At 55.3% G+C, this 18,534-nt stretch carries 16 protein-coding genes; 9 read left to right on the top strand and 7 right to left on the bottom strand.

The annotated features are described in order from the left end of the window. Window positions 1–130 precede the first annotated feature (130 nt). Complete coding sequence (locus ACOTZB_RS13305) at window positions 131–1,600, bottom strand: amino acid permease (protein ID WP_047652522.1); 1,470 nt, start codon at window positions 1,598–1,600, stop codon at window positions 131–133. A gap of 169 nt (window positions 1,601–1,769) precedes the next feature. Further along, complete coding sequence (gene yieE, locus ACOTZB_RS13300; RefSeq protein ID WP_024908171.1) at window positions 1,770–2,636, bottom strand: DNA-binding transcriptional regulator YeiE; 867 nt, start codon at window positions 2,634–2,636, stop codon at window positions 1,770–1,772. Between the two features lie 97 nt (window positions 2,637–2,733). On the opposite strand from yieE, the gene ACOTZB_RS13295 reads away from it, so the two are divergent. Together ACOTZB_RS13295 and nfo are read left to right on the top strand one after the other, a co-directional pair. Further along, the gene (locus ACOTZB_RS13295; protein WP_193806157.1) at window positions 2,734–3,780 is read left to right on the top strand and encodes a YeiH family protein; all 1,047 of its coding nucleotides are present in this window, start codon (window positions 2,734–2,736) and stop codon (window positions 3,778–3,780) included. Between the two features lie 64 nt (window positions 3,781–3,844). Next, entirely contained in the window at window positions 3,845–4,702 is an 858-nt protein-coding gene (nfo, locus tag ACOTZB_RS13290) for a deoxyribonuclease IV (RefSeq protein WP_421627363.1), read from the top strand. 47 nt (window positions 4,703–4,749) lie between these two features. Here nfo and fruA read toward each other — a convergent pair whose 3' ends face one another. From fruA to fruB, 3 genes are read right to left on the bottom strand one after another with little or no spacing between them, the layout of a single operon-like run. Beyond that, the gene (gene fruA, locus ACOTZB_RS13285; protein ID WP_421627362.1) at window positions 4,750–6,435 is read right to left on the bottom strand and encodes a PTS fructose transporter subunit IIBC; all 1,686 of its coding nucleotides are present in this window, start codon (window positions 6,433–6,435) and stop codon (window positions 4,750–4,752) included. Window positions 6,436–6,451: 16 nt separating this feature from the next. Then, on the bottom strand, window positions 6,452–7,390 hold the full coding sequence (fruK, locus tag ACOTZB_RS13280; RefSeq protein WP_008500936.1) for a 1-phosphofructokinase: 939 nt from the start codon (window positions 7,388–7,390) through the stop codon (window positions 6,452–6,454). Then, window positions 7,390–8,520: a fused PTS fructose transporter subunit IIA/HPr protein gene (fruB, locus tag ACOTZB_RS13275; protein ID WP_368525147.1), complete on the bottom strand. Its 1,131-nt coding sequence runs from the start codon at window positions 8,518–8,520 to the stop codon at window positions 7,390–7,392. Before fruB ends, fruK begins: the two co-directional genes overlap by 1 nt. A gap of 360 nt (window positions 8,521–8,880) precedes the next feature. On the opposite strand from fruB, the gene setB reads away from it, so the two are divergent. Continuing rightward, on the top strand, window positions 8,881–10,062 hold the full coding sequence (setB, locus tag ACOTZB_RS13270) for a sugar efflux transporter SetB (RefSeq protein ID WP_421627360.1): 1,182 nt from the start codon (window positions 8,881–8,883) through the stop codon (window positions 10,060–10,062). On the opposite strand, the gene ACOTZB_RS13265 is transcribed toward setB, so the two are convergent. Next, the gene (locus tag ACOTZB_RS13265) at window positions 10,059–10,313 is read right to left on the bottom strand and encodes a zinc/iron-chelating domain-containing protein (protein WP_047652737.1); all 255 of its coding nucleotides are present in this window, start codon (window positions 10,311–10,313) and stop codon (window positions 10,059–10,061) included. The two genes, setB and ACOTZB_RS13265, sit on opposite strands and share 4 nt — an antisense overlap. A 164-nt stretch (window positions 10,314–10,477) precedes the next feature. Here ACOTZB_RS13265 and yeiP point away from each other — a divergent pair, with 164 nt between their 5' ends. Next, on the top strand, window positions 10,478–11,050 hold the full coding sequence (gene yeiP, locus ACOTZB_RS13260; protein ID WP_008500940.1) for an elongation factor P-like protein YeiP: 573 nt from the start codon (window positions 10,478–10,480) through the stop codon (window positions 11,048–11,050). Between the two features lie 34 nt (window positions 11,051–11,084). Here the strand turns inward: yeiP and uxuA are convergent, their stop codons facing one another. Beyond that, a complete protein-coding gene (uxuA, locus tag ACOTZB_RS13255; protein ID WP_421627359.1) occupies window positions 11,085–12,275 on the bottom strand; it encodes a mannonate dehydratase in 1,191 nt (396 codons plus the stop codon). A gap of 205 nt (window positions 12,276–12,480) precedes the next feature. On the opposite strand from uxuA, the gene ACOTZB_RS13250 reads away from it, so the two are divergent. The 5 genes from ACOTZB_RS13250 (at window position 12,481) to ACOTZB_RS13230 (ending at window position 18,474) form a co-directional block, all read left to right on the top strand. Next, window positions 12,481–13,947 (top strand): mannitol dehydrogenase family protein, encoded by a 1,467-nt coding sequence (locus ACOTZB_RS13250; RefSeq protein WP_421627358.1) that lies wholly within the window; start codon window positions 12,481–12,483, stop codon window positions 13,945–13,947. Between the two features lie 124 nt (window positions 13,948–14,071). Next, complete coding sequence (locus tag ACOTZB_RS13245) at window positions 14,072–15,058, top strand: CobW family GTP-binding protein (RefSeq protein WP_421627357.1); 987 nt, start codon at window positions 14,072–14,074, stop codon at window positions 15,056–15,058. A gap of 33 nt (window positions 15,059–15,091) precedes the next feature. Next, window positions 15,092–15,805 (top strand): phosphatase PAP2 family protein, encoded by a 714-nt coding sequence (locus ACOTZB_RS13240; protein WP_029740964.1) that lies wholly within the window; start codon window positions 15,092–15,094, stop codon window positions 15,803–15,805. 415 nt (window positions 15,806–16,220) lie between these two features. Then, window positions 16,221–16,790 carry a bifunctional murein DD-endopeptidase/murein LD-carboxypeptidase gene (gene mepS, locus ACOTZB_RS13235; RefSeq protein WP_008500946.1) on the top strand — a complete coding sequence of 190 codons (570 nt, stop codon included), beginning with the start codon at window positions 16,221–16,223 and terminating at the stop codon, window positions 16,788–16,790. A gap of 127 nt (window positions 16,791–16,917) precedes the next feature. Next, a complete protein-coding gene (locus ACOTZB_RS13230; protein WP_421627354.1) occupies window positions 16,918–18,474 on the top strand; it encodes a cyclic di-GMP phosphodiesterase in 1,557 nt (518 codons plus the stop codon). Window positions 18,475–18,534: the final 60 nt, after the last annotated feature.

Below are 18,534 nucleotides of genomic sequence, written 5' to 3'. Positions count from 1 at the left end.
CTTATTTTTGATAACGATAAAGCAAACGATAATTATTATCAATTAAATTGTTAAGAAATATATCTTTGTTTCAGGATGCGGGCATAAAAAAACCCGCTCGAATGAGCGGGTTAAAAGAGAGGAAGTGCGGTTATTGTTTAAATCGTTCCGGGAATTCCATTTCACTGTAGCGAACGAAGTGTGTTCCTTTCGTCAGCTTGTAGCCAAACCAGATGACGAGGAACAGCGGAATACCAATGTAGGTCGCCGTCACGGCGCCCCAGTCAATGGTGTCCGCCAGGAACGCTTCATAGTTCTGTCCCAGCGTAATGATCAGGCACAGAATGAAGGCGAAAATAGGACCCAGTGGGAAGAAGCCGGAGCGATACGGCAGCGAGTTAATATCGTGTCCCTGTTTGACGAAACCGCGGCGGAAACGGTAGTGGCTAATGGCAATGCCCAGCCAGGCAATAAAGCCCGTCATCCCGGACGTGTTAAGCAGCCACAGGTACACCGTCTGGTTGCCAAACATGGAGGTCAGGAAGCACAGACCGGCAATCACCGTTGTGGCGTACAGCGCGTTACGCGGTACGCCGCCGCGGGACAGCTTCGCAAAGATACGCGGAGCTTTACCGTCGCATGCCAGCGTGTAGAGCATGCGGGTGGACGCGTACATCCCGGAGTTACCGGCTGAAAGCACAGCGGTCAGGATAACGGCGTTCATCACCGCCGCGGCTGAAAGCAGGCCGGCGTGCTGAAAGACCAGCGTGAACGGGCTGACGCTAATGTCTTTTACGTCATTACGCAGCAGGCTTGGATCGGTGTACGGGATGATCAGACTGATAATCAGGATCGCGAACACATAGAACAGCAGGATACGCCAGAAGACCTGACGGACCGCGCGCGGAATATTTTTCTCCGGGTTCTCTGACTCACCGGCGGCGATACCAATCAGCTCGGTCCCCTGGAAGGAGAAACCGACAATCATCGCCACGCCAATCATCGCCGAAAGGCCACCGGCAAACGGCGCATCGCCTATCGCCCAGTTACTCCAGCCCGCAGGTTCTGCGCCTTTGAAAATACCAACGATCATCGCCACACCGACGACGATAAAGATGATGACGGTTGCCACTTTGATCAAAGAGAACCAGTATTCCGCTTCGCCGAAACCGCGCACGGAGATGTAGTTCAGCAGGAAGATGACGGCCAGGAACAGGGCGCTCCAGATCCAGCCCGGCGTATCCGGGAACCACCAGTTCATCACCAGCTGTGCGGCGACAAGGTCAACGGCGATAGTGACCGCCCAGTTGTACCAGTAGTTCCAGCCCAGCGCGAAGCCGAAACCTTCTTCAACGTATTTTTGACCGTAGGTCGAGAACGAACCGGATACCGGCATGTACGCGGCCAGTTCGCCGAGACTGGTCATCAGGAAGTACACCATCAGGCCAATCAGGATATAAGAGAAAAGTGCCCCACCCGGGCCTGCTGCCGAAATCGTTGCGCCAGAGGCAACGAAAAGACCTGTACCGATTGAGCCGCCAATGGCGATCATCGTCAGGTGACGCGCCTTGAGTTCACGACGTAGCGTGGGCGCTTCTGTGGTTTTAATTTCTGAAACCATGTGAAAATGCTGTCCATTTAATAAATGAGGCGCGATTGTAGCAGACGATCCGCGTTCCTTCCGGCAGAAATACTCAGTTATAAGAGAGCTTCATGACTGGGCCAGGATTATAAGTAAAGCATAATTTTTCCCTCTCCCCTGTGGGGAGAGAGCCAGCATGAGGGGAAGATTACATCTCGCAATAGCGCAGAAAACGCTGCAGCGAGCTGGAAAGGTGTTTCTGACGATGATGAATGCACCATAGCGTGCGCACCAGTTTCGGGAGCGGAACGGGAATTTCCACCAGAGACCCCGTCTCAAGCTGTTCGGCAATAACGCGCCGGGAAAGACAGCTGATCCCCAGGCCATGACGCACCGCGTGCTTGATAGCCTCAGAGTTCCCAAGCTCCATCCCTAACTGGAAATGCGGCAGATGGGAAAGCAGCAGATAATCGACAATTTCACGCGTGCCGGAGCCCTGCTCGCGCAGGATCCACTGCGCCTGCGCCAACCGCTCCAGCGTCACCTCGCCCTGCAATAACGACGAGGCCGGGGACGCAAACACTACCAGCTCATCTTCCAGCCAGGGCTCGGCAATGATATCGACGTTATGACAGGGCCCTTCGATGAGGCCGATATCCACGCGGAAATCGATTACCGCGTTGATAACGTCCTGACTGTTACCCACGCTCATCTCCAGCGGCAGGGTCGGGAAATCCCGGCGGTAGCGGGCAATCACTTCCGGCAGGATGTAGTTCCCAATGGTGCTGCTGGCGTAGACGCGGATTGCGCCGTTGTCTTCGCGGAACAGCTGTTCGATTTCGATAGCCTGCTCCAGCAGCGCCAGCGCGCGTGGATAAAGAAGACGACCGTGCTCGTTGACCACCAGACGCTTCCCTACCCTGTCGAAAAGCTGAACGCCCAGCTGTCCTTCAAGATCGGTCAACGCCGCGCTGACCGCAGACTGTGAGAGCGCCAGCATTTGTGACGCCTGGGTCGTAGAGCCGCTTTTCAGCACCTCGGCAAACACTTCCAGCTGACGCAATGTAATGTGCATGGTTGCTTACCACTTATATAGATTGATTATAAGTATATAATCAATTTTATTTTTAAGCCAGAGCGCCGTAACCTTTAGCCAGACAAAGGAGAAGGTTATGTCAGAAATCACCTTACAACATCATCGTACAGTGTGGCACTTCGTGCCGGGTCTTGCGCTCAGCGCCGCAGTAACCGCCGTCGCGCTATGGGGCGGCAGCATCCCGGCTATCGCGGGCGCCGGTTTTAGCGCGTTGACGCTGGCCATTTTGCTCGGCATGGTCGTGGGAAATACCGTTTACCCGCATATCTGGAAATCCTGCGACGGGGGCGTCATTTTCGCCAAACAACATTTATTGCGTCTCGGCATTATCCTTTACGGCTTCCGTCTCACCTTTTCGCAGATTGCGGATGTGGGTGTCAGCGGAATCGCTATCGACGTCCTGACCCTGACCAGCACCTTTTTGCTGGCCTGCTTTATCGGCCAGAAAGTCTTTGGCCTGGATAAGCAGACCAGCTGGCTGATCGGTGCCGGGAGCAGTATCTGTGGGGCCGCGGCGGTGCTGGCAACGGAACCCGTTGTTAAAGCCGAAGCCAGCAAGGTAACCGTGGCAGTGGCGACGGTGGTGATCTTCGGTACGCTGGCGATCTTCCTCTACCCGGCGATGTATCCGCTGGTTGCCCACTGGTTCAGCCCGGAAACCTACGGCATCTATATCGGTTCGACCATGCACGAAGTGGCCCAGGTGGTGGCGGCAGGACATGCCATTAACCCGGAAGCTGAAAACGCGGCGGTGATTGCCAAAATGCTGCGCGTGATGATGCTGGCGCCGTTCCTGATTTTCCTCGCCGCGCGGGTTAAGCAGCTGGCACCGGCAGGCGGTGGCGAGAAAAGCAAAATCACCATTCCGTGGTTTGCGATCCTGTTTATCGTGGTGGCGATTTTCAACTCATTCCACCTGCTGCCGAAAGCGGTGGTGGATATGCTGGTGACGCTGGATACCGTGCTGCTGGCGATGGCCATGGCGGCGCTGGGGGTGACCACACACGTCAGCGCGCTGAAAAAAGCCGGGGCGAAACCGCTGCTGATGGCGCTGGTGCTCTTTATCTGGCTGATTGTCGGCGGCGGTGCCATTAACCTCGCGGTGCACAGCCTGATGGCATAAACCATCTCGTCCTTCTCCTGCTAACCCGCTATCATAAGCGTTTCGGGTTAGCAGGAGTTTTTTTATGAAATATGTTGGAGCGCACGTCAGCGCTGCAGGTGGCCTTGCGAATGCCGCCATTCGCGCCGCCGAAATTGAGGCGACCGCTTTCGCCCTGTTCACCAAAAACCAGCGCCAGTGGCGCGCCGCAGCGCTCACCGCTGAAGTGATTGATGATTTCAAGGCCGCCTGTGAGAAGTATCACTACGGGCCAGGCCAAATCCTTCCCCACGACAGCTACCTGATCAACCTCGGTCACCCGGTTGAAGAGGCGCTGGAAAAATCCCGCGAGGCGTTTCTTGATGAAGTTCAGCGCTGCGAACAGCTGGGGCTGACGCTGTTGAACTTCCATCCGGGTAGCCATCTGATGCAGATCGATGAAGATGCCTGCCTGGCGCGCATTGCTGAATCCATCAACATCACCCTGGACAAGACCAAAGGCGTCACCGCGGTGATTGAGAATACCGCCGGTCAGGGCAGCAACCTGGGCTTTAAGTTCGAACATCTGGCCGCAATTATCGACGGCGTGGAGGATAAATCCCGCGTGGGCGTGTGCATTGATACCTGCCACGCGTTTGCCGCCGGTTATGACCTGCGCACCACCGAGGCAACGAAAAACACCTTCGATGAGTTTGAGCGTATTGTGGGCTTTAAGTACCTGCGCGGAATGCACTTAAACGATGCGAAAAGCGCCTTTGGCAGCCGCGTTGACCGCCACCACAGCCTGGGCGAAGGCAATATTGGCCACGATGCGTTCCGCTTTATCATGCAGGACGCCCGCTTCGACGGTATACCGATGGTGCTGGAAACCATCAATCCGGACATCTGGGCAGAAGAGATTGCCTGGCTGAAGGCACAGCAAACCGCTGAACAGGCGGCATAAAAAAAGCCGGGTGCATAATGCACCCGGCTTTTTTGTCACGTTAACCCTTAGGCTACTTTCGCAACCGCTTCTGCTTCAGGGCGCTTCAACACCGCATAAGACAGACCAGCCACCAGCGTACCCGCGATAATCGCCAGCAGGTAGCCCAGTACCGGCGTGATAGCGCCAGGGATCAGCAGCACGAACAGACCGCCGTGTGGTGCCATCAGCTTCGCGCCAATCGCCATGGAGATCGCCCCGGTCACTGCACCACCCGCGATACAGCACGGCAGCACACGCATTGGGTCACGAGCCGCGAACGGAATCGCCCCTTCGGTGATGAAGCACAGACCCAGCACCAGCGCCGCTTTGCCGCCTTCCTGCTGCGCTTTATCGAACTTACGACGGGCAATAATCGTCGCCAGGCCGAGCGCCAGAGGAGGCACCATACCTGCCGCCATGATCGCTGCCATCGGTGCGTAGGTTTGAGTACTCAGCAGGCCAACACCAAAGGCGTACGCCGCTTTGTTCACCGGACCACCCATGTCGGTACACATCATGCCGCCGAGGATTGCGCCCAGCAGAACCGCGTTCGCGGTACCCATGGTTTGCAGCCAGTGGGTCAGACCCGCCAGGATGCCAGCAACCGGCTTACCAATCAGGTAAATCATCGCCAGACCGACCACCAGGCTGGAAATCAGCGGGATGATCAGAATCGGCTTCAGCGCTTCCATACTCTGCGGCAGCTTGAGCTTCGAGCTGATGAGCTTCGCGACGTAACCGGCCAGGAAGCCCGCAATGATACCGCCGATAAAGCCAGAACCGGTACTCACGGCCAGCATGCCGCCGATAAGACCCGGCGTCAGGCCTGGACGGTCAGCGATGGAGAAGGCAATAAAGCCTGCCAGTACCGGCACCATCAGTGCGAACGCGGAACCGCCGCCAATCTGCATTAACGCAGCGGCCAGCGTGCCTTGCTCTTTAAACGCGGTAATACCAAATGCGAACGAGAGGGCAATACACAGACCGCCCGCAACCACCATCGGCAGCATGTAAGACACACCGGTCAACAGATGGCGATATGCGCCTGCAGACTCTTTCTTACCTTCCGTCGCGGTTTGACGCGCGCCGGTTGCCTGATACGGCTTCGCTTCCACCAGCGCTTTATCAAACTCCTGCGCGGTCTTTTTCAGCGCCAGGCCGGTAGAGGTGCGGTACATTGGCTTACCGGCAAATTTCGCCAGGTCCACTTCGATATCCGCCGCCACGATCACCAGATCGGCCTCAGCCACTTCTTCAGGGGTGATAGCGTTGCCGGCACCGACGGAGCCGCGCGTTTCAACTTTAACCCACCAGCCGCGTTTTTTCGCTTCGGTTTCGATGGCTTCAGCTGCCATAAAGGTGTGAGCCACGCCCGTCGGGCAGGCCGTCACCGCAACAATGCGTTTCGGACCGGTGGCCGCAGCCGGTGCCGTCGCGACAGGCGCGCTGTAGACAGACGCGTGCTCTTTCGCTTCGCTCAGGAACAGTTCCGGGTGTGCCACCGTGCGATTAATATCGCCCAGCCACACTTTTTTGCCGTTCAGCGCACTGTCAGCCGGGATTTTATCACCCAGTACAATGGCCAGTTCTGCATCGCCTGGATTATCGATAATGTCCAGATGTGCTTTTTGTGCCGCCGCGCCCAGCAAGGTCTTCGCCATATAGGCGCGAGCCTGTCCGAGACCGGAGTCAATGATCAGCAGCGTTTTCATTATTCCTCTCCTGCTGTTAGTTAAAAGGTTTTAAGTCAACGCGCGCCATCATCGCGGCTAACTGGGTACGATCGGTAATACCGACATTGCTCTGGCTTACGGCCAGGGCAGCAACGGCAGTGGCAAGACGTAAGGTATGTTCACTGGATTCCCGCATCAGCAGACCATAAATCAGGCCGCCAACCATGGAATCCCCTGCGCCAACGGTGCTCACAACTTCCATTGACGGCGGTTTGGCGATCCATTCGCCAGACGCGTTAACCCACAGCGCGCCTTCTGCACCAAGCGAGATCACCACGTGAGCGATACCCTGCTCGCGCAGCGCATGGGCAGCGTCAATCACATCTTTTAATTCCGGCAGCTTACGACCCGCCCAGATCTCCAGCTCGCGGCGATTCGGCTTAACCAGCCACGGCGAGGCTTTCAGACCGGCAACCAGCGCGTCGCGACTGCTGTCAAAAATAATGCACGGGCACTGGCTGCGCAGGCGCGTCATCCAGTCGGTAAACGCTTCCGGGCTCACGCCGGACGGCAGGCTGCCGCTTACGCAGACCATGTCAAACTGACCAAGCCAGGTCAGAGAGTCGTTAACAAAACGCTCCCAGTCAGACGGCGTTACTTCGAAGCCAGAGAAGTTCAGATCGGTCACTTCACCGTCTTTCTCCGTCAGCTTAACGTTGATGCGGGTGCGGCCCTGAACAACCTGAAAACGGTTGGCAATGCCCAGCTCGCTGAACAGCTGCTGGAAACCATCCTGGTTATCTTTACCGAGGAATCCCCCCACGGTGACATCGATACCGAGATCCTTGAGCACTTTCGCGACGTTAATCCCTTTGCCCGCAGCATGCAGGCCAGTGGTACGCACGAGGTTGACTTCGCCGCGCTCAATTTCCGGGCAAAATCCTACCAGGTCATAAGCCGGGTTCAGCGTAATAGTCGCAACACGTCTGCTCATTATGCGCCCTCCCCCAGACCTGCCGCGATGGCGTCGCCAATCGCTTTCAGCGCCTGTTCAGCATCTGCACCCTGCGCCGTGAAACGCAGACGGTGGCCTTTCTTCACGCCCAGCGCGACAACTTTCATCAGACTACGGCCGTTGGCCGGTTTGCCCGTGCCGTCAAGATTCGCCACGGTGATCTCACTCTCGAATTGTTTAATGGTATTCACCAGCATGGTGCCCGGACGGGCATGCAGGCCGTGCTCGTTACGTACCACGAACTCCGCGGTCTGCACGTCTTCAGTCGGCGCATCATCACTGGTCAGCAGTGCCAGCACGGTGGAGGCATCAGCGTTCAGCAGTTTTTCAGCTTTGTTGTTCAGCAGCAGATCGCCCAGACGCTTCAGCACGGAAACCGGCTGCTCATCGTTCATTGCCACGGTCACCAGCATGGCCGCACGCTCGCCTTCCACGTCAAACGCATTGGCCGCGCGGCTCACGGCGATAGCGCTGCGCAGGTTGCCTTCAGCACTGTCGTTCAGCCAGATACCCTGACCCAGATTCAACGGCTTATCGTTAATCACGCGCGTCACAAAGGTGGCATCCGCCGCGCCAGCCTCTTTCAGACGACCCGCGTTCAGCGCCTGCAGCGTCACCAGATCGGAGGCAGCCACGTCCAGCGTCAGCGTTTCATTGTCCAGCTTCAGCGCTTCGCTCTGTTTTTCGCCCATCAGCAGGGCGCGCAGCTCTTCAGCTGTGGTCGCGGACTTCAGCTGTTCAGCCACATCGTCATCGCTCAGGACATGCGTCAGCTGACGCAGCAGGCCTAAGTGTTCGTCGCTGCTGGCCGCGATACCGATAGCCACATACGCCACCTGACCGTCGCCCCAGAGCACGCCCTGCGGGAACTGATAAACCTGAACGCCGGTTTTCAACACCTGATCGCGGGTGTCGGTGGTGCCGTGCGGAATGGCAATGCCATTGCCGAGGAAGGTTGAGGTCTGCTGCTCGCGGGCCAGCATGCCGTTTACATAGCCGTCCGCGACGTTACCCGCCTGCACAAGCGCAGCGGCAACCTGGCGAATAGCCTCTTCTTTATCCCCGGCCTGAGCGCCCGGGTGGATATCCTGAACAGATAACTGGAACATGGTTCTCCACTCCTGCTGAACTTGAATCGTTTCAGCTTTAATGAGAAAAAATGCGCTAGCCTGCTCCGTTTGTTAAAACAAGATAGCGCTGAAACGTTTCAAAAAGTCTTGCGCTTTCTGCAATGTCTTGCAAGTAAACTCGTATTTCCGATATCAGAATTTAGAGATACAGCACATTTCTTCTTCGTTCAGCTGAATTTTGCTGAAGTTCAGCAAGACAGTTTCAGCTAAGTTCAGCCGGGTGGGACGTAGTTGAAATGCCATTTTGATTTTTCGTGGCATCATTGACCGTACCCACTGTTTATTTTTTAGCTGACGGCGTAAACTCCGCCCCTCTCTGCTACTCGCTAATTATAAAACATGCATAACACCCCTGCGGCCGTCTCGCCGAAGCCCTTTGATTTGACCTCAGCGGCATTCCTGATTGTTGCCTTCTTCACGGGCATTGCCGGTGCGTTACAGACGCCGACATTGAGCCTGTTTCTGACCAACGAGGTTCACGTCCGTCCGGCGATGGTGGGCTTCTTCTTTACCGGAAGCGCTATCATCGGCATCCTGGTCAGCCAGTTTCTGGCGGGACGATCCGACAGAAAAGGCGATCGTAAAAGCCTGATCGTTTTCTGCTGTCTGCTCGGGGTCATGGCCTGCGTTTTATTTGCCTGGAACCGCAACTATTTCATTCTGCTCTTCGTCGGGGTTTTCCTGAGCAGCTTTGGCTCGACGGCGAACCCACAGCTGTTCGCCCTTGCCCGCGAACACGCCGACCATACCGGACGTGAAGCGGTGATGTTCAGCTCTGTCCTGCGTGCTCAGGTGTCGCTGGCATGGGTGATTGGCCCGCCGCTGGCTTACGCGCTGGCGATGGGTTTTGGTTTTACGGTGATGTACCTGAGCGCGGCCGTCGCGTTTGTGGTGTGCGGCGCGCTGGTGTGGTTCTTCCTGCCGTCCATGCGCAAAGAGGCGAAAGTGGCAACGGGCGTGCTGGAAGCGCCGCGCCGTAATCGCCGCGATGCCCTGCTCCTGTTCGCGATCTGCACGCTGATGTGGGGCACCAACAGCCTGTATATCATCAATATGCCGCTGTTTATTATTGATGAACTGCACCTGTCGGAGAAGCTGGCGGGCATCATGATGGGCACCGCGGCCGGGCTTGAGATCCCGACGATGCTCATTGCGGGCTATTACGCAAAGCGCTTCGGAAAGCGTTTTTTAATGCGCATCGCCGCTGCCGCCGGTCTGCTGTTCTATATCGGTATGCTGACGGTACATACGCCGGGGCTGTTGCTGGCTTTACAGCTGCTGAACGCCATCTACATTGGCATTCTCGCCGGGATAGGCATGCTCTATTTCCAGGATCTGATGCCGGGCCAGGCAGGCTCAGCCACCACCCTTTATACTAATACCACCCGCGTGGGCTGGATTATCGCGGGCTCAATGGCCGGTGTCGTTGCCGAAATCTGGAACTATCACACGGTGTTCTGGATTGCGCTGGTGATGTGCACGCTGACAATCGGCTGTCTGGCGAGAATTAAAGACGTTTAGGGTGCGGTGAGTGCTTCCAGCTCAAGAAGGTACGTCATCGCCTGCCCTCGCGTGCTGCCGCACATTTCGGCAGTGGGCTGAAGCCCTGAGCAGACCTTCGGGCGCAACGGCGATCCAAAGATCATGCACAGGTTAGTTTCCGAGAGCTGAACGCAGCGGGTATTGGCAGGCTTGCCCCCCGGCATTCCTGGAATGGGGCTTGAAATGGACGGTGCAGTACAGCAAGCGCCACAATCGGGACGACAATCCATAAATGCTCTCTTTAGCTGACGATGGCCCGCGCAGTCGGGCATCGCGCGCACAGTAACACCTTTTGCGTATTGATAGCAAAAGCCACGAATTCCTCTTGCCTGAAAGGCCGCGCACGAGTAATTTGGCGCGATATTTTTTACCTCCCGTAAACAGGATTACTGCAATGCCAAGAGCGAACGAAATTAAGAAAGGTATGGTGCTGAATTACAACGGCAAACTGCTGATTGTGAAAGATATCGACATTCAGGCACCCAGCGCCCGTGGTGCAGCAACGCTGTACAAAATGCGTTTCGCCGATGTGCGTACTGGCCTGAAGGTGGAAGAGCGCTTTAAAGGTGACGACATCGTCGATACCGTGACCCTGACCCGTCGCTACGTTGATTTCTCCTACATCGACGGCAACGAATACGTGTTCATGGACAAAGAAGATTACACCCCGTACATCTTCACCAAAGACCAGATTGAAGAAGAGCTGCTGTTCATCCCTGAAGGCGGCATGCCTGACATGCAGGTCCTCACCTGGGACGGCGTGCTGCTGGCGCTGGAGCTGCCGCAGACCGTCGATCTGGAAATCGTGGAAACCGCACCCGGCATCAAAGGCGCATCCGCAAGTGCGCGCAACAAACCGGCTACCCTAACCACCGGCCTGGTTGTGCAGGTGCCTGAATACCTCTCCGCTGGCGAGAAGATCCGCATCCATATTGAAGAAAAACGCTATATGGGTCGCGCTGACTAACACAAAAAACCCGGCTTTACGCCGGGTTTTTCTTTTACAGCAATTCAGGATACTTCGTCATCTTCAGCGCCAGCTCAACGCCGCGCACTTCCGCCATCCCTTTAAGACGGCCAATCGCCGAATAGCCCGGGTTGGTTTTCTTACGCAGATCGTCCAGCATCTGGTGGCCGTGATCCGGACGGAACGGAATAGGACGCACGTCGCCCGCCTGCTTGCGACGCGCCTCTTCCGCCAGAATGGCATCTACCACCGCTACCATATTCACATCGCCGCCCAGGTGCGCCGCCTCGTGGAAGGTTTTTGGATTATCCTCACGGCAGGTCGCACGCAGGTGCGTAAAGTGAATGCGATCGCCAAAGGTTTCAATCATCCGCACCAGGTCGTTATCCGCACGCACGCCGTAGGAGCCGGTACACATGGTGAAGCCGTTATAGATGCTGTTTACCGTCTCTTTCAGCCACTGCATATCTTCAATAGTGGAAACAATACGCGGCAGGCCGAGGATAGGACGCGGTGGATCGTCCGGGTGTACCGCGAGGCGTACACCTGCCTCTTCAGCAACCGGCACGATAGCGCGCAGGAAGTACGCCATGTTTTCACGCAGCTGCTGCTTATCAATATCGCCGTATTCCGCCAGGCGCGCGCGGAACTGATCCAGCGTATAACCCTCTTCAGCCCCCGGCAGGCCCGCAATAATATTACGGGTCAGCTTTTCGATGTCTGCGTCACTGGCGGCGTTAAACCACGCGTGCGCCTGCTGCTGCTCTTCCGCGCTGTAATCCGCGTCGGCGCCAGGACGTTTCAGAATGTGCAGCTCAAACGCCGCGAAGGCGATCTGGTCGAAACGCAACGCTTTCGAGCCGTCCGGCATCTGGTATTCAAGGTCGGTACGCGTCCAGTCCAGAATAGGCATGAAGTTATAGCAAACCGTATCAATGCCGCAGGCTGCCAGGTTACGAATGCTCTGCTGATAGTTAGCAATCCAGGTCTGGTACTCCCCGGAATGGGTTTTGATGTCTTCGTGAACCGGGATGCTCTCTACGACAGACCAGCTTAACCCTTTCTCCGCCAGCAGCGCCTGACGCTGTTGAATTTCTTCAACCGGCCATACCTGACCGTTAGGAATATGATGCAGCGCCGTGACGACACCCGTTGCGCCAGCCTGGCGCACATCATCAAGAGAAACCGGATCGTTCGGCCCGTACCAACGCCAGGTTTGTTCCATTGCCTCACCCTCTTAAGTTGTTATACCAATATGTGTTACTGCAATGACGACTACCATACATGTTTGCCGCTAAGGGTCAACATATCGCCACACATTGATTGATCAAACTCACAGAACGTGGATATTTACGGCTCACCAATTTTATTTGCTGTCATATAACTTTACACTGACATTGTTAATTAATGGTTAATCAGGTGTATATCACATGAAGACAATTGCCTCCACAGCCCTTCCTGCTAAGGTTCAGCAGCCGCGCTACGATCGTCAGCAACTGCGCTCCCGCATCGTCCATTTTGGCTTTGGCGCGTTTCACCGTGCGCACCAGGCATTGTTAACAAATCGGGTGCTGAATGAAAAAGGCGGCGACTGGGGTATTTGTGAGATTAGCCTTTTCAGCGGCGATATACTGATGAGCCAGCTGCGCGCGCAGGATCACCTGTTCACCGTGCTGGAGAAAGGGGCAGAAGGAAATGAGGCGATTATCGTCGGTGCCGTCCATGAATGCCTGAACGCAAAACTGGACTCCCTGCCCGCCATTATTGAGAAATTTTGCGAGCCTCAGGTCGCGATCGTGTCGCTCACCATCACGGAGAAAGGCTATTGCATCGATCCCGCGACCGGGAAACTCGATCTGCACAACGCCCGGATAATCCATGACCTTGAAAATCCCTCAGAGCCGCATTCCGCACCCGGGATCCTTGTCGAAGCGCTTCACCGCCGCCGCGAGCGCGGTTTGCCTGCGTTTACCGTGCTCTCCTGCGACAATATCCCCGACAACGGGCACGTGGTGAAAAACGCAGTGCTGGGCATGGCGCAAAAGCGTTCTGCAGCGCTGTCTGAATGGATTGACAGCCACGTGAGCTTCCCGGGAACGATGGTCGACAGAATTGTTCCCGCCGCGACGGAAGCCTCGCTGGCGGAAATCACCGACGCGCTCGGCGTGGAAGATCCGTGCGCCATCAGCTGTGAACCGTTTATTCAGTGGGTGGTGGAAGATAATTTTGTCGCCGGCCGTCCGGAGTGGGAAGTCGCGGGCGTTCAGATGGTGCAGGATGTTCTGCCGTGGGAGCAGATGAAATTGCGCATGCTCAACGGCAGCCACTCTTTCCTGGCGTATCTGGGGTATCTCGCGGGCTACGCCCATATTAATGAATGCATGGAGGACGCCGCGTTTCGTGAAGCCGCCCGTCGGCTGATGCTGAACGAGCAGGCCCCCACATTACGCATTAAGGATGTCGACCTCACCGCCTACGCCGATAGCCTTCTCGAGCGCTTTGCCAACCCGGCGCTCCAGCATCGAACCTGGCAAATCGCGATGGACGGTAGCCAGAAGCTTCCGCAAAGAATGCTGGACGGGATCCGCGTTCATCTCGAGCGAAAAACACCGTGGCCGCTGCTGGCCCTGGGCGTGGCCGGCTGGATACGCTACGTCAGCGGTACCGACGACCGTGGCAACGCGATTGATGTTCGCGATCCCCTCAGCGATAAAATCCGCGCCATCGTCGACGCCAGTAGCGATGCCGACCGCGTTAACGCGCTGCTGAGGCTCAGCGAGGTCTTTGGTCACGATCTCGCGCAAAACAGCGTGTTTGTGGAGGCAGTCAATCAGGCATACCAGCGCATCACCCGCCACGGCGCACGTCAGGCTGTTATCGAAACGTTAAATATTTAACGATTATTGCGCTTAACGCGAACGGATGAAGCCTCCGTTCGCCCTCCCTCTTCTCACAGGTCACGTTTTTCGCCAGGATAAAGAGAATAGTGTTATAGCATCACAATTCTCATCTGGAGCGCACGTGACCAAAACCAACCTCATCACCGGTTTTCTCGGCAGCGGTAAAACCACCTCAATTCTCCACCTGCTGGCGAACAAAGATCCTGCCGAGAAATGGGCGGTGCTGGTCAATGAATTTGGCGAGGTGGGCATTGACGGCGCGTTGCTGTCATCCAGCGGCGCGATGATTAAAGAGATCCCCGGCGGATGCATGTGCTGCGTCAATGGCCTGCCGATGCAGGTCGGGCTTAATACCCTGCTGCGTCAGGGCAAACCTGACCGCCTGCTGATTGAACCCACCGGTCTGGGCCACCCTAAGCAGATCCTCGATTTACTGATCGCCCCGGTTTACGAGCCGTGGATCGATCTGCGCGCCACCCTGTGCCTGCTCGATCCGCGTCAGCTTCTGGATGACAAGGCGGTGGCCAATGAGAACTTCCGCGATCAGCTCGCCTCGGCTGACGTTATTGTCGCGAATAAAGCAGATCGCGCCACGGCTGAAAGCCAGGCCGCGCTGGACGCGTGGTGGCAACATTTCGGCGGCAACCGCACGCGGGTACAGACCACCCAGGGGAATATTGATAGCGCCCTGCTTGACCTTCCTCGTCTGAACATGGCTGAACTTCCGGCCAGTGCGGAACATCAACATCGTCATTCGGTGAAACAGGGTTTAGCCGCTCTCAGCCTGCCGGAACATCAGCGCTGGCGTCGTAACCTGAACAGCGGCCAGGGATATCAGGCCTGCGGATGGATTTTTGATGCTGAAACCGTTTTCGACACCATCGGGATCCTGGAGTGGGCCCGACTTGCTCCCGTCGATCGCGTGAAAGCGATCATGCGCACCCCAGACGGGCTGGTGAGGATCAACCGTCAGGGCGACGATTTCTTTATTGAAACGCAAAATGTGGCGCCGCCTGACAGCCGAATAGAGTTAATTAGTGCGGTTAACGCCGACTGGAATGCCCTCCAGTCCAGCCTGTTGAGGATTCGTTTAAGTTCGGGCGGCTAACGTTGCCCCAGTTTTCACTCTATGCAGAACGTTATGACAACTCGATTTCCCCTGATATTACTGCTTAATGTCGCCGGTCTGGCGCTTTTCTTCTCCTGGTATATCCCGGCGGATCATGGTTTCTGGTTCCCGCTGGATTCTGCCATTTTTCACTTCTTCAACCAGGAACTGGTGAAGAGCAACGCGTTTCTTTGGCTGGTGGCAATTACCAACAACCGTGCCTTCGACGGCTTCTCGCTGCTGGCCATGGGCTGCCTGATGCTCTCTTTCTGGCTGAAAGAGGATAAAGCCGGGCGTCGGCGTATTCTCATTATCGGTCTGGTGATGCTGCTGTTTGCCGTTGTCATTAACCAGCTGGCAACCGCGATTATTCCGGTTAAGCGTTCAAGCCCAACGCTATTCTTCACCGATATTTATCGCGTCAGCGAACTGCTGCATATCCCAACAAAAGATGCGTCGAAGGATAGTTTCCCCGGCGATCACGGCATGATGCTGCTTATTTTTTCCGCAATTATGCTTCGCTATTTCGGCAGAAAAGCCTTTGCCATAGCCCTGATTATTTTTGTGGTTTTTGCCTTCCCGCGCGTAATGATTGGCGCTCACTGGTTCACCGATATTGCCGTCGGTTCGCTCTCCGTGGCGCTGATTGCGCTGCCGTGGTGTTTGATGACCCCACTGAGCGACAGGATAATAGCGCTGTTCGATCGCTATCTTCCCGGCAGAGCGCAACAACAATTAAACAAATAACTAACCTAAATTAACGTGAGCTATCAGGGATCGACATGATCCCTGATAGCTCTCCCGCCACGATCGTTTCTCACTGTCATATTCCTGTCATCACATTCATGATAAAAATGAATCAATTACGCGATTACGCGGCGGATCTGCCGGTATTTTGAGCATTTCCATGTTTTTACTTTCTGTATCACATTTTCTTATAAAAAAAAGGCTTTTTTTACTCGCATTACCCCAGGCAATCGGTTAATCTCGAACTCGTTTTGCCCCATAGAGATAATTATTTCAATGGCAAATAATTTTGTGCGCTGAGCCACAAATGTGACCAGAAAGAATTGTCTCAATGTGAACAGATAATTAGTCTCGTCACGTTTGGCATTTTTATAACGATATTTGTCGTTAAGGACTTCAAGGGAAAATAAACAAAATGGTCAAATCTCAACCGTTTCTGAGATATATCTTACGGGGGATCCCGGCGATAGCAGTCGCGGTACTGTTGTCTGCATGTAGTACATCGAACACCGCAAAGAATATGCATCCTGAGACGCGTGTTGTGGGAATGGAAGATTCCTCGTCACTGCAAGCCTCTCAGGATGAATTTGAAAATATGGTACGTAATCTGGACGTGAAGTCCCGCATTATGGACCAGTATGCCGACTGGAAAGGCGTGCGCTATCGTCTTGGCGGCAGCACAAAAACAGGTATTGATTGTTCCGGGTTTGTACAGCGTACGTTCCGCGAGCAATTTGGGTTAGATCTTCCGCGTTCAACCTATGAACAGCAGGAGATGGGCAAGTCGATTTCACGTACCAAACTGCGCACCGGTGATTTAGTCCTGTTCCGTGCCGGTTCTACAGGTCGACATGTTGGCATCTACATTGGTAATGACCAGTTTGTACATGCCTCCACCAGCAGCGGTGTGACCATTTCCAGCATGAATGAACCGTACTGGAAGAAGCGCTACAACGAAGCACGCCGCGTACTGACCCGCAGTTAATATGACTATCGTATCGTTGGTTATCCCTTGGCTGACGATATGATGAAAAAAAGCACTGCTTCGGCAGTGTTTTTTTTTGCCCGTTACACTGAATACATCCAGCGGCATTTCAGGAATCACGACGTCTATGCTCACCCGCTATTTCTCCAGCAATCGCAAAATACTGATCCTTAGCATCATCACAGGCCTGATCGCCGCCCTGCTCCTGGGTTCGTTGCAATTTTTCTGGAGCTACCACAAGCGGGAAGTCAAATTCGACACCCTGATCCACGATGTGAGCATCTATATGGAGAGCTATTTCGATGAGTTAAAAAATTCTATCGATGTGCTCCAGCCGCTCACGCTAAGCAATTGCCACGACGTTAATCAGGAACTCACCTCGCGCGCTGCCTTTAGCGTTAACGTTCGCGCATTTCTGCTGGTCAGAGACAAAATGGCGTTCTGCTCTTCTGCCACGGGGCCGATGAATTCCCCGATGGAGGAGCTGATACCTGAGCTGCACATCGATAAACAAATTGATATGGCATTGCTTCCAGGCACCCCGATGTTGCCCAACAAGCCCGCGGTTGCCATCTGGTACCGTAACCCGCTAGTGAAGGACGGCGGCGTGTTCACCTCGGTGAATCTTAATCTGACGCCTTATCTGCTCTACACCGCGCGCCAGGACGAATTTGCCGGCATTGCCATCATTATTGGCGATCATGCGCTGTCAACGCGCTCCAGCACGCTGGTCCTTGCGCATGACCTGCATGAAACTCCGGCCCGTACCGCGACGCTGAAAGACGTCCCCCTGACCATAAACCTGTATGCCGACGCCTGGACCAGCGATGAAATTCTCTACGCCCTCTTCTTCGGGCTGGTATGCGGTATTTGTGCCGGATCGCTCAACTACTATATCCTCAGCATTCGCCTCAGCCCGGGTAAAGAGATTTTAAGCGCGATTAAGCGCGGTCAGTTTTACGTGGTTTATCAGCCCGTCGTCGATGCTAAATCGCTCCAGATGACCGGGCTTGAAGTGCTGATGCGCTGGAAACACCCGACAATGGGGGAAATTCCTCCGGACGCGTTTATCAACTTTGCCGAAGCGCAGAAGCTGATTGTCCCGCTGACGCTGCATCTCTTTGACCTTATCATTCACGATGCCCCCGTGTTACAAACCCTGTTACCTCCGGGAGCAAAGGTTGGCATCAACATTGCGCCGGGGCATCTGCATGCAGAAAGCTTCAAAGACGATATGCGCACCTTCAAAGCGCTACTGCCGCAGGATTACTTCCAGATCGTGCTGGAAATTACCGAGCGCGATATGCTCAATCACCGGGAAGCCAACAGCCTTTTCGAATGGCTGCATAATGAAGGATTTGAGATAGCCATTGATGATTTTGGCACCGGCCACAGCGCGCTGATTTATCTTGAGCATTTCACCATGGACTACCTCAAGATAGACCGTGGATTTGTTAATGCGATAGGGACTGAGACGGTGACGTCACCGGTGCTGGATGCCGTCCTGACGCTGGCAAGACGGTTGAATATGTCGACCGTCGCCGAAGGAGTGGAAACGCCGGAACAGGCCGCCTGGCTGCGCGAGCACGGCGTTAATTTCCTGCAGGGATACTGGATTAGCCGCCCGATGCCGCTGGCGCAGTTCCGCGAATGGCGGCCTGATATTTCGCCCGAGGGTGATTAATTTCACATTGCCCGCGACGTCACTTATTATTCAGCTTAACCGAGCCGGTCTGTAAAAGAG

Origin of the sequence: Enterobacter cloacae complex sp. SHL020 (genome assembly GCF_049236945.1) — a bacterium.
GTDB lineage: Bacteria > Pseudomonadota > Gammaproteobacteria > Enterobacterales > Enterobacteriaceae > Enterobacter > Enterobacter dykesii.
The sequence above is the reverse complement of the archived record's forward strand: the minus strand, read 5'-3'. Positions and strand labels throughout refer to the sequence as shown.

Excerpts from the sequence above, each read along its gene's own strand:
- ACOTZB_RS13305 (WP_047652522.1), bottom strand. The coding sequence starts at position 1,600 with ATGGTTTCAGAAATTAAAACCACAGAAGCGCCCACGCTACGTCGTGAA.
- yieE (WP_024908171.1), bottom strand. The coding sequence starts at position 2,636 with ATGCACATTACATTGCGTCAGCTGGAAGTGTTTGCCGAGGTGCTGAAA.
- ACOTZB_RS13295 (WP_193806157.1), top strand. The coding sequence starts at position 2,734 with ATGTCAGAAATCACCTTACAACATCATCGTACAGTGTGGCACTTCGTG.
- nfo (WP_421627363.1), top strand. The coding sequence starts at position 3,845 with ATGAAATATGTTGGAGCGCACGTCAGCGCTGCAGGTGGCCTTGCGAAT.
- fruA (WP_421627362.1), bottom strand. The coding sequence starts at position 6,435 with ATGAAAACGCTGCTGATCATTGACTCCGGTCTCGGACAGGCTCGCGCC.
- fruK (WP_008500936.1), bottom strand. The coding sequence starts at position 7,390 with ATGAGCAGACGTGTTGCGACTATTACGCTGAACCCGGCTTATGACCTG.
- fruB (WP_368525147.1), bottom strand. The coding sequence starts at position 8,520 with ATGTTCCAGTTATCTGTTCAGGATATCCACCCGGGCGCTCAGGCCGGG.
- setB (WP_421627360.1), top strand. The coding sequence starts at position 8,881 with ATGCATAACACCCCTGCGGCCGTCTCGCCGAAGCCCTTTGATTTGACC.
- ACOTZB_RS13265 (WP_047652737.1), bottom strand. The coding sequence starts at position 10,313 with ATGGATTGTCGTCCCGATTGTGGCGCTTGCTGTACTGCACCGTCCATT.
- yeiP (WP_008500940.1), top strand. The coding sequence starts at position 10,478 with ATGCCAAGAGCGAACGAAATTAAGAAAGGTATGGTGCTGAATTACAAC.
- uxuA (WP_421627359.1), bottom strand. The coding sequence starts at position 12,275 with ATGGAACAAACCTGGCGTTGGTACGGGCCGAACGATCCGGTTTCTCTT.
- ACOTZB_RS13250 (WP_421627358.1), top strand. The coding sequence starts at position 12,481 with ATGAAGACAATTGCCTCCACAGCCCTTCCTGCTAAGGTTCAGCAGCCG.
- ACOTZB_RS13240 (WP_029740964.1), top strand. The coding sequence starts at position 15,092 with ATGACAACTCGATTTCCCCTGATATTACTGCTTAATGTCGCCGGTCTG.
- mepS (WP_008500946.1), top strand. The coding sequence starts at position 16,221 with ATGGTCAAATCTCAACCGTTTCTGAGATATATCTTACGGGGGATCCCG.
- ACOTZB_RS13230 (WP_421627354.1), top strand. The coding sequence starts at position 16,918 with ATGCTCACCCGCTATTTCTCCAGCAATCGCAAAATACTGATCCTTAGC.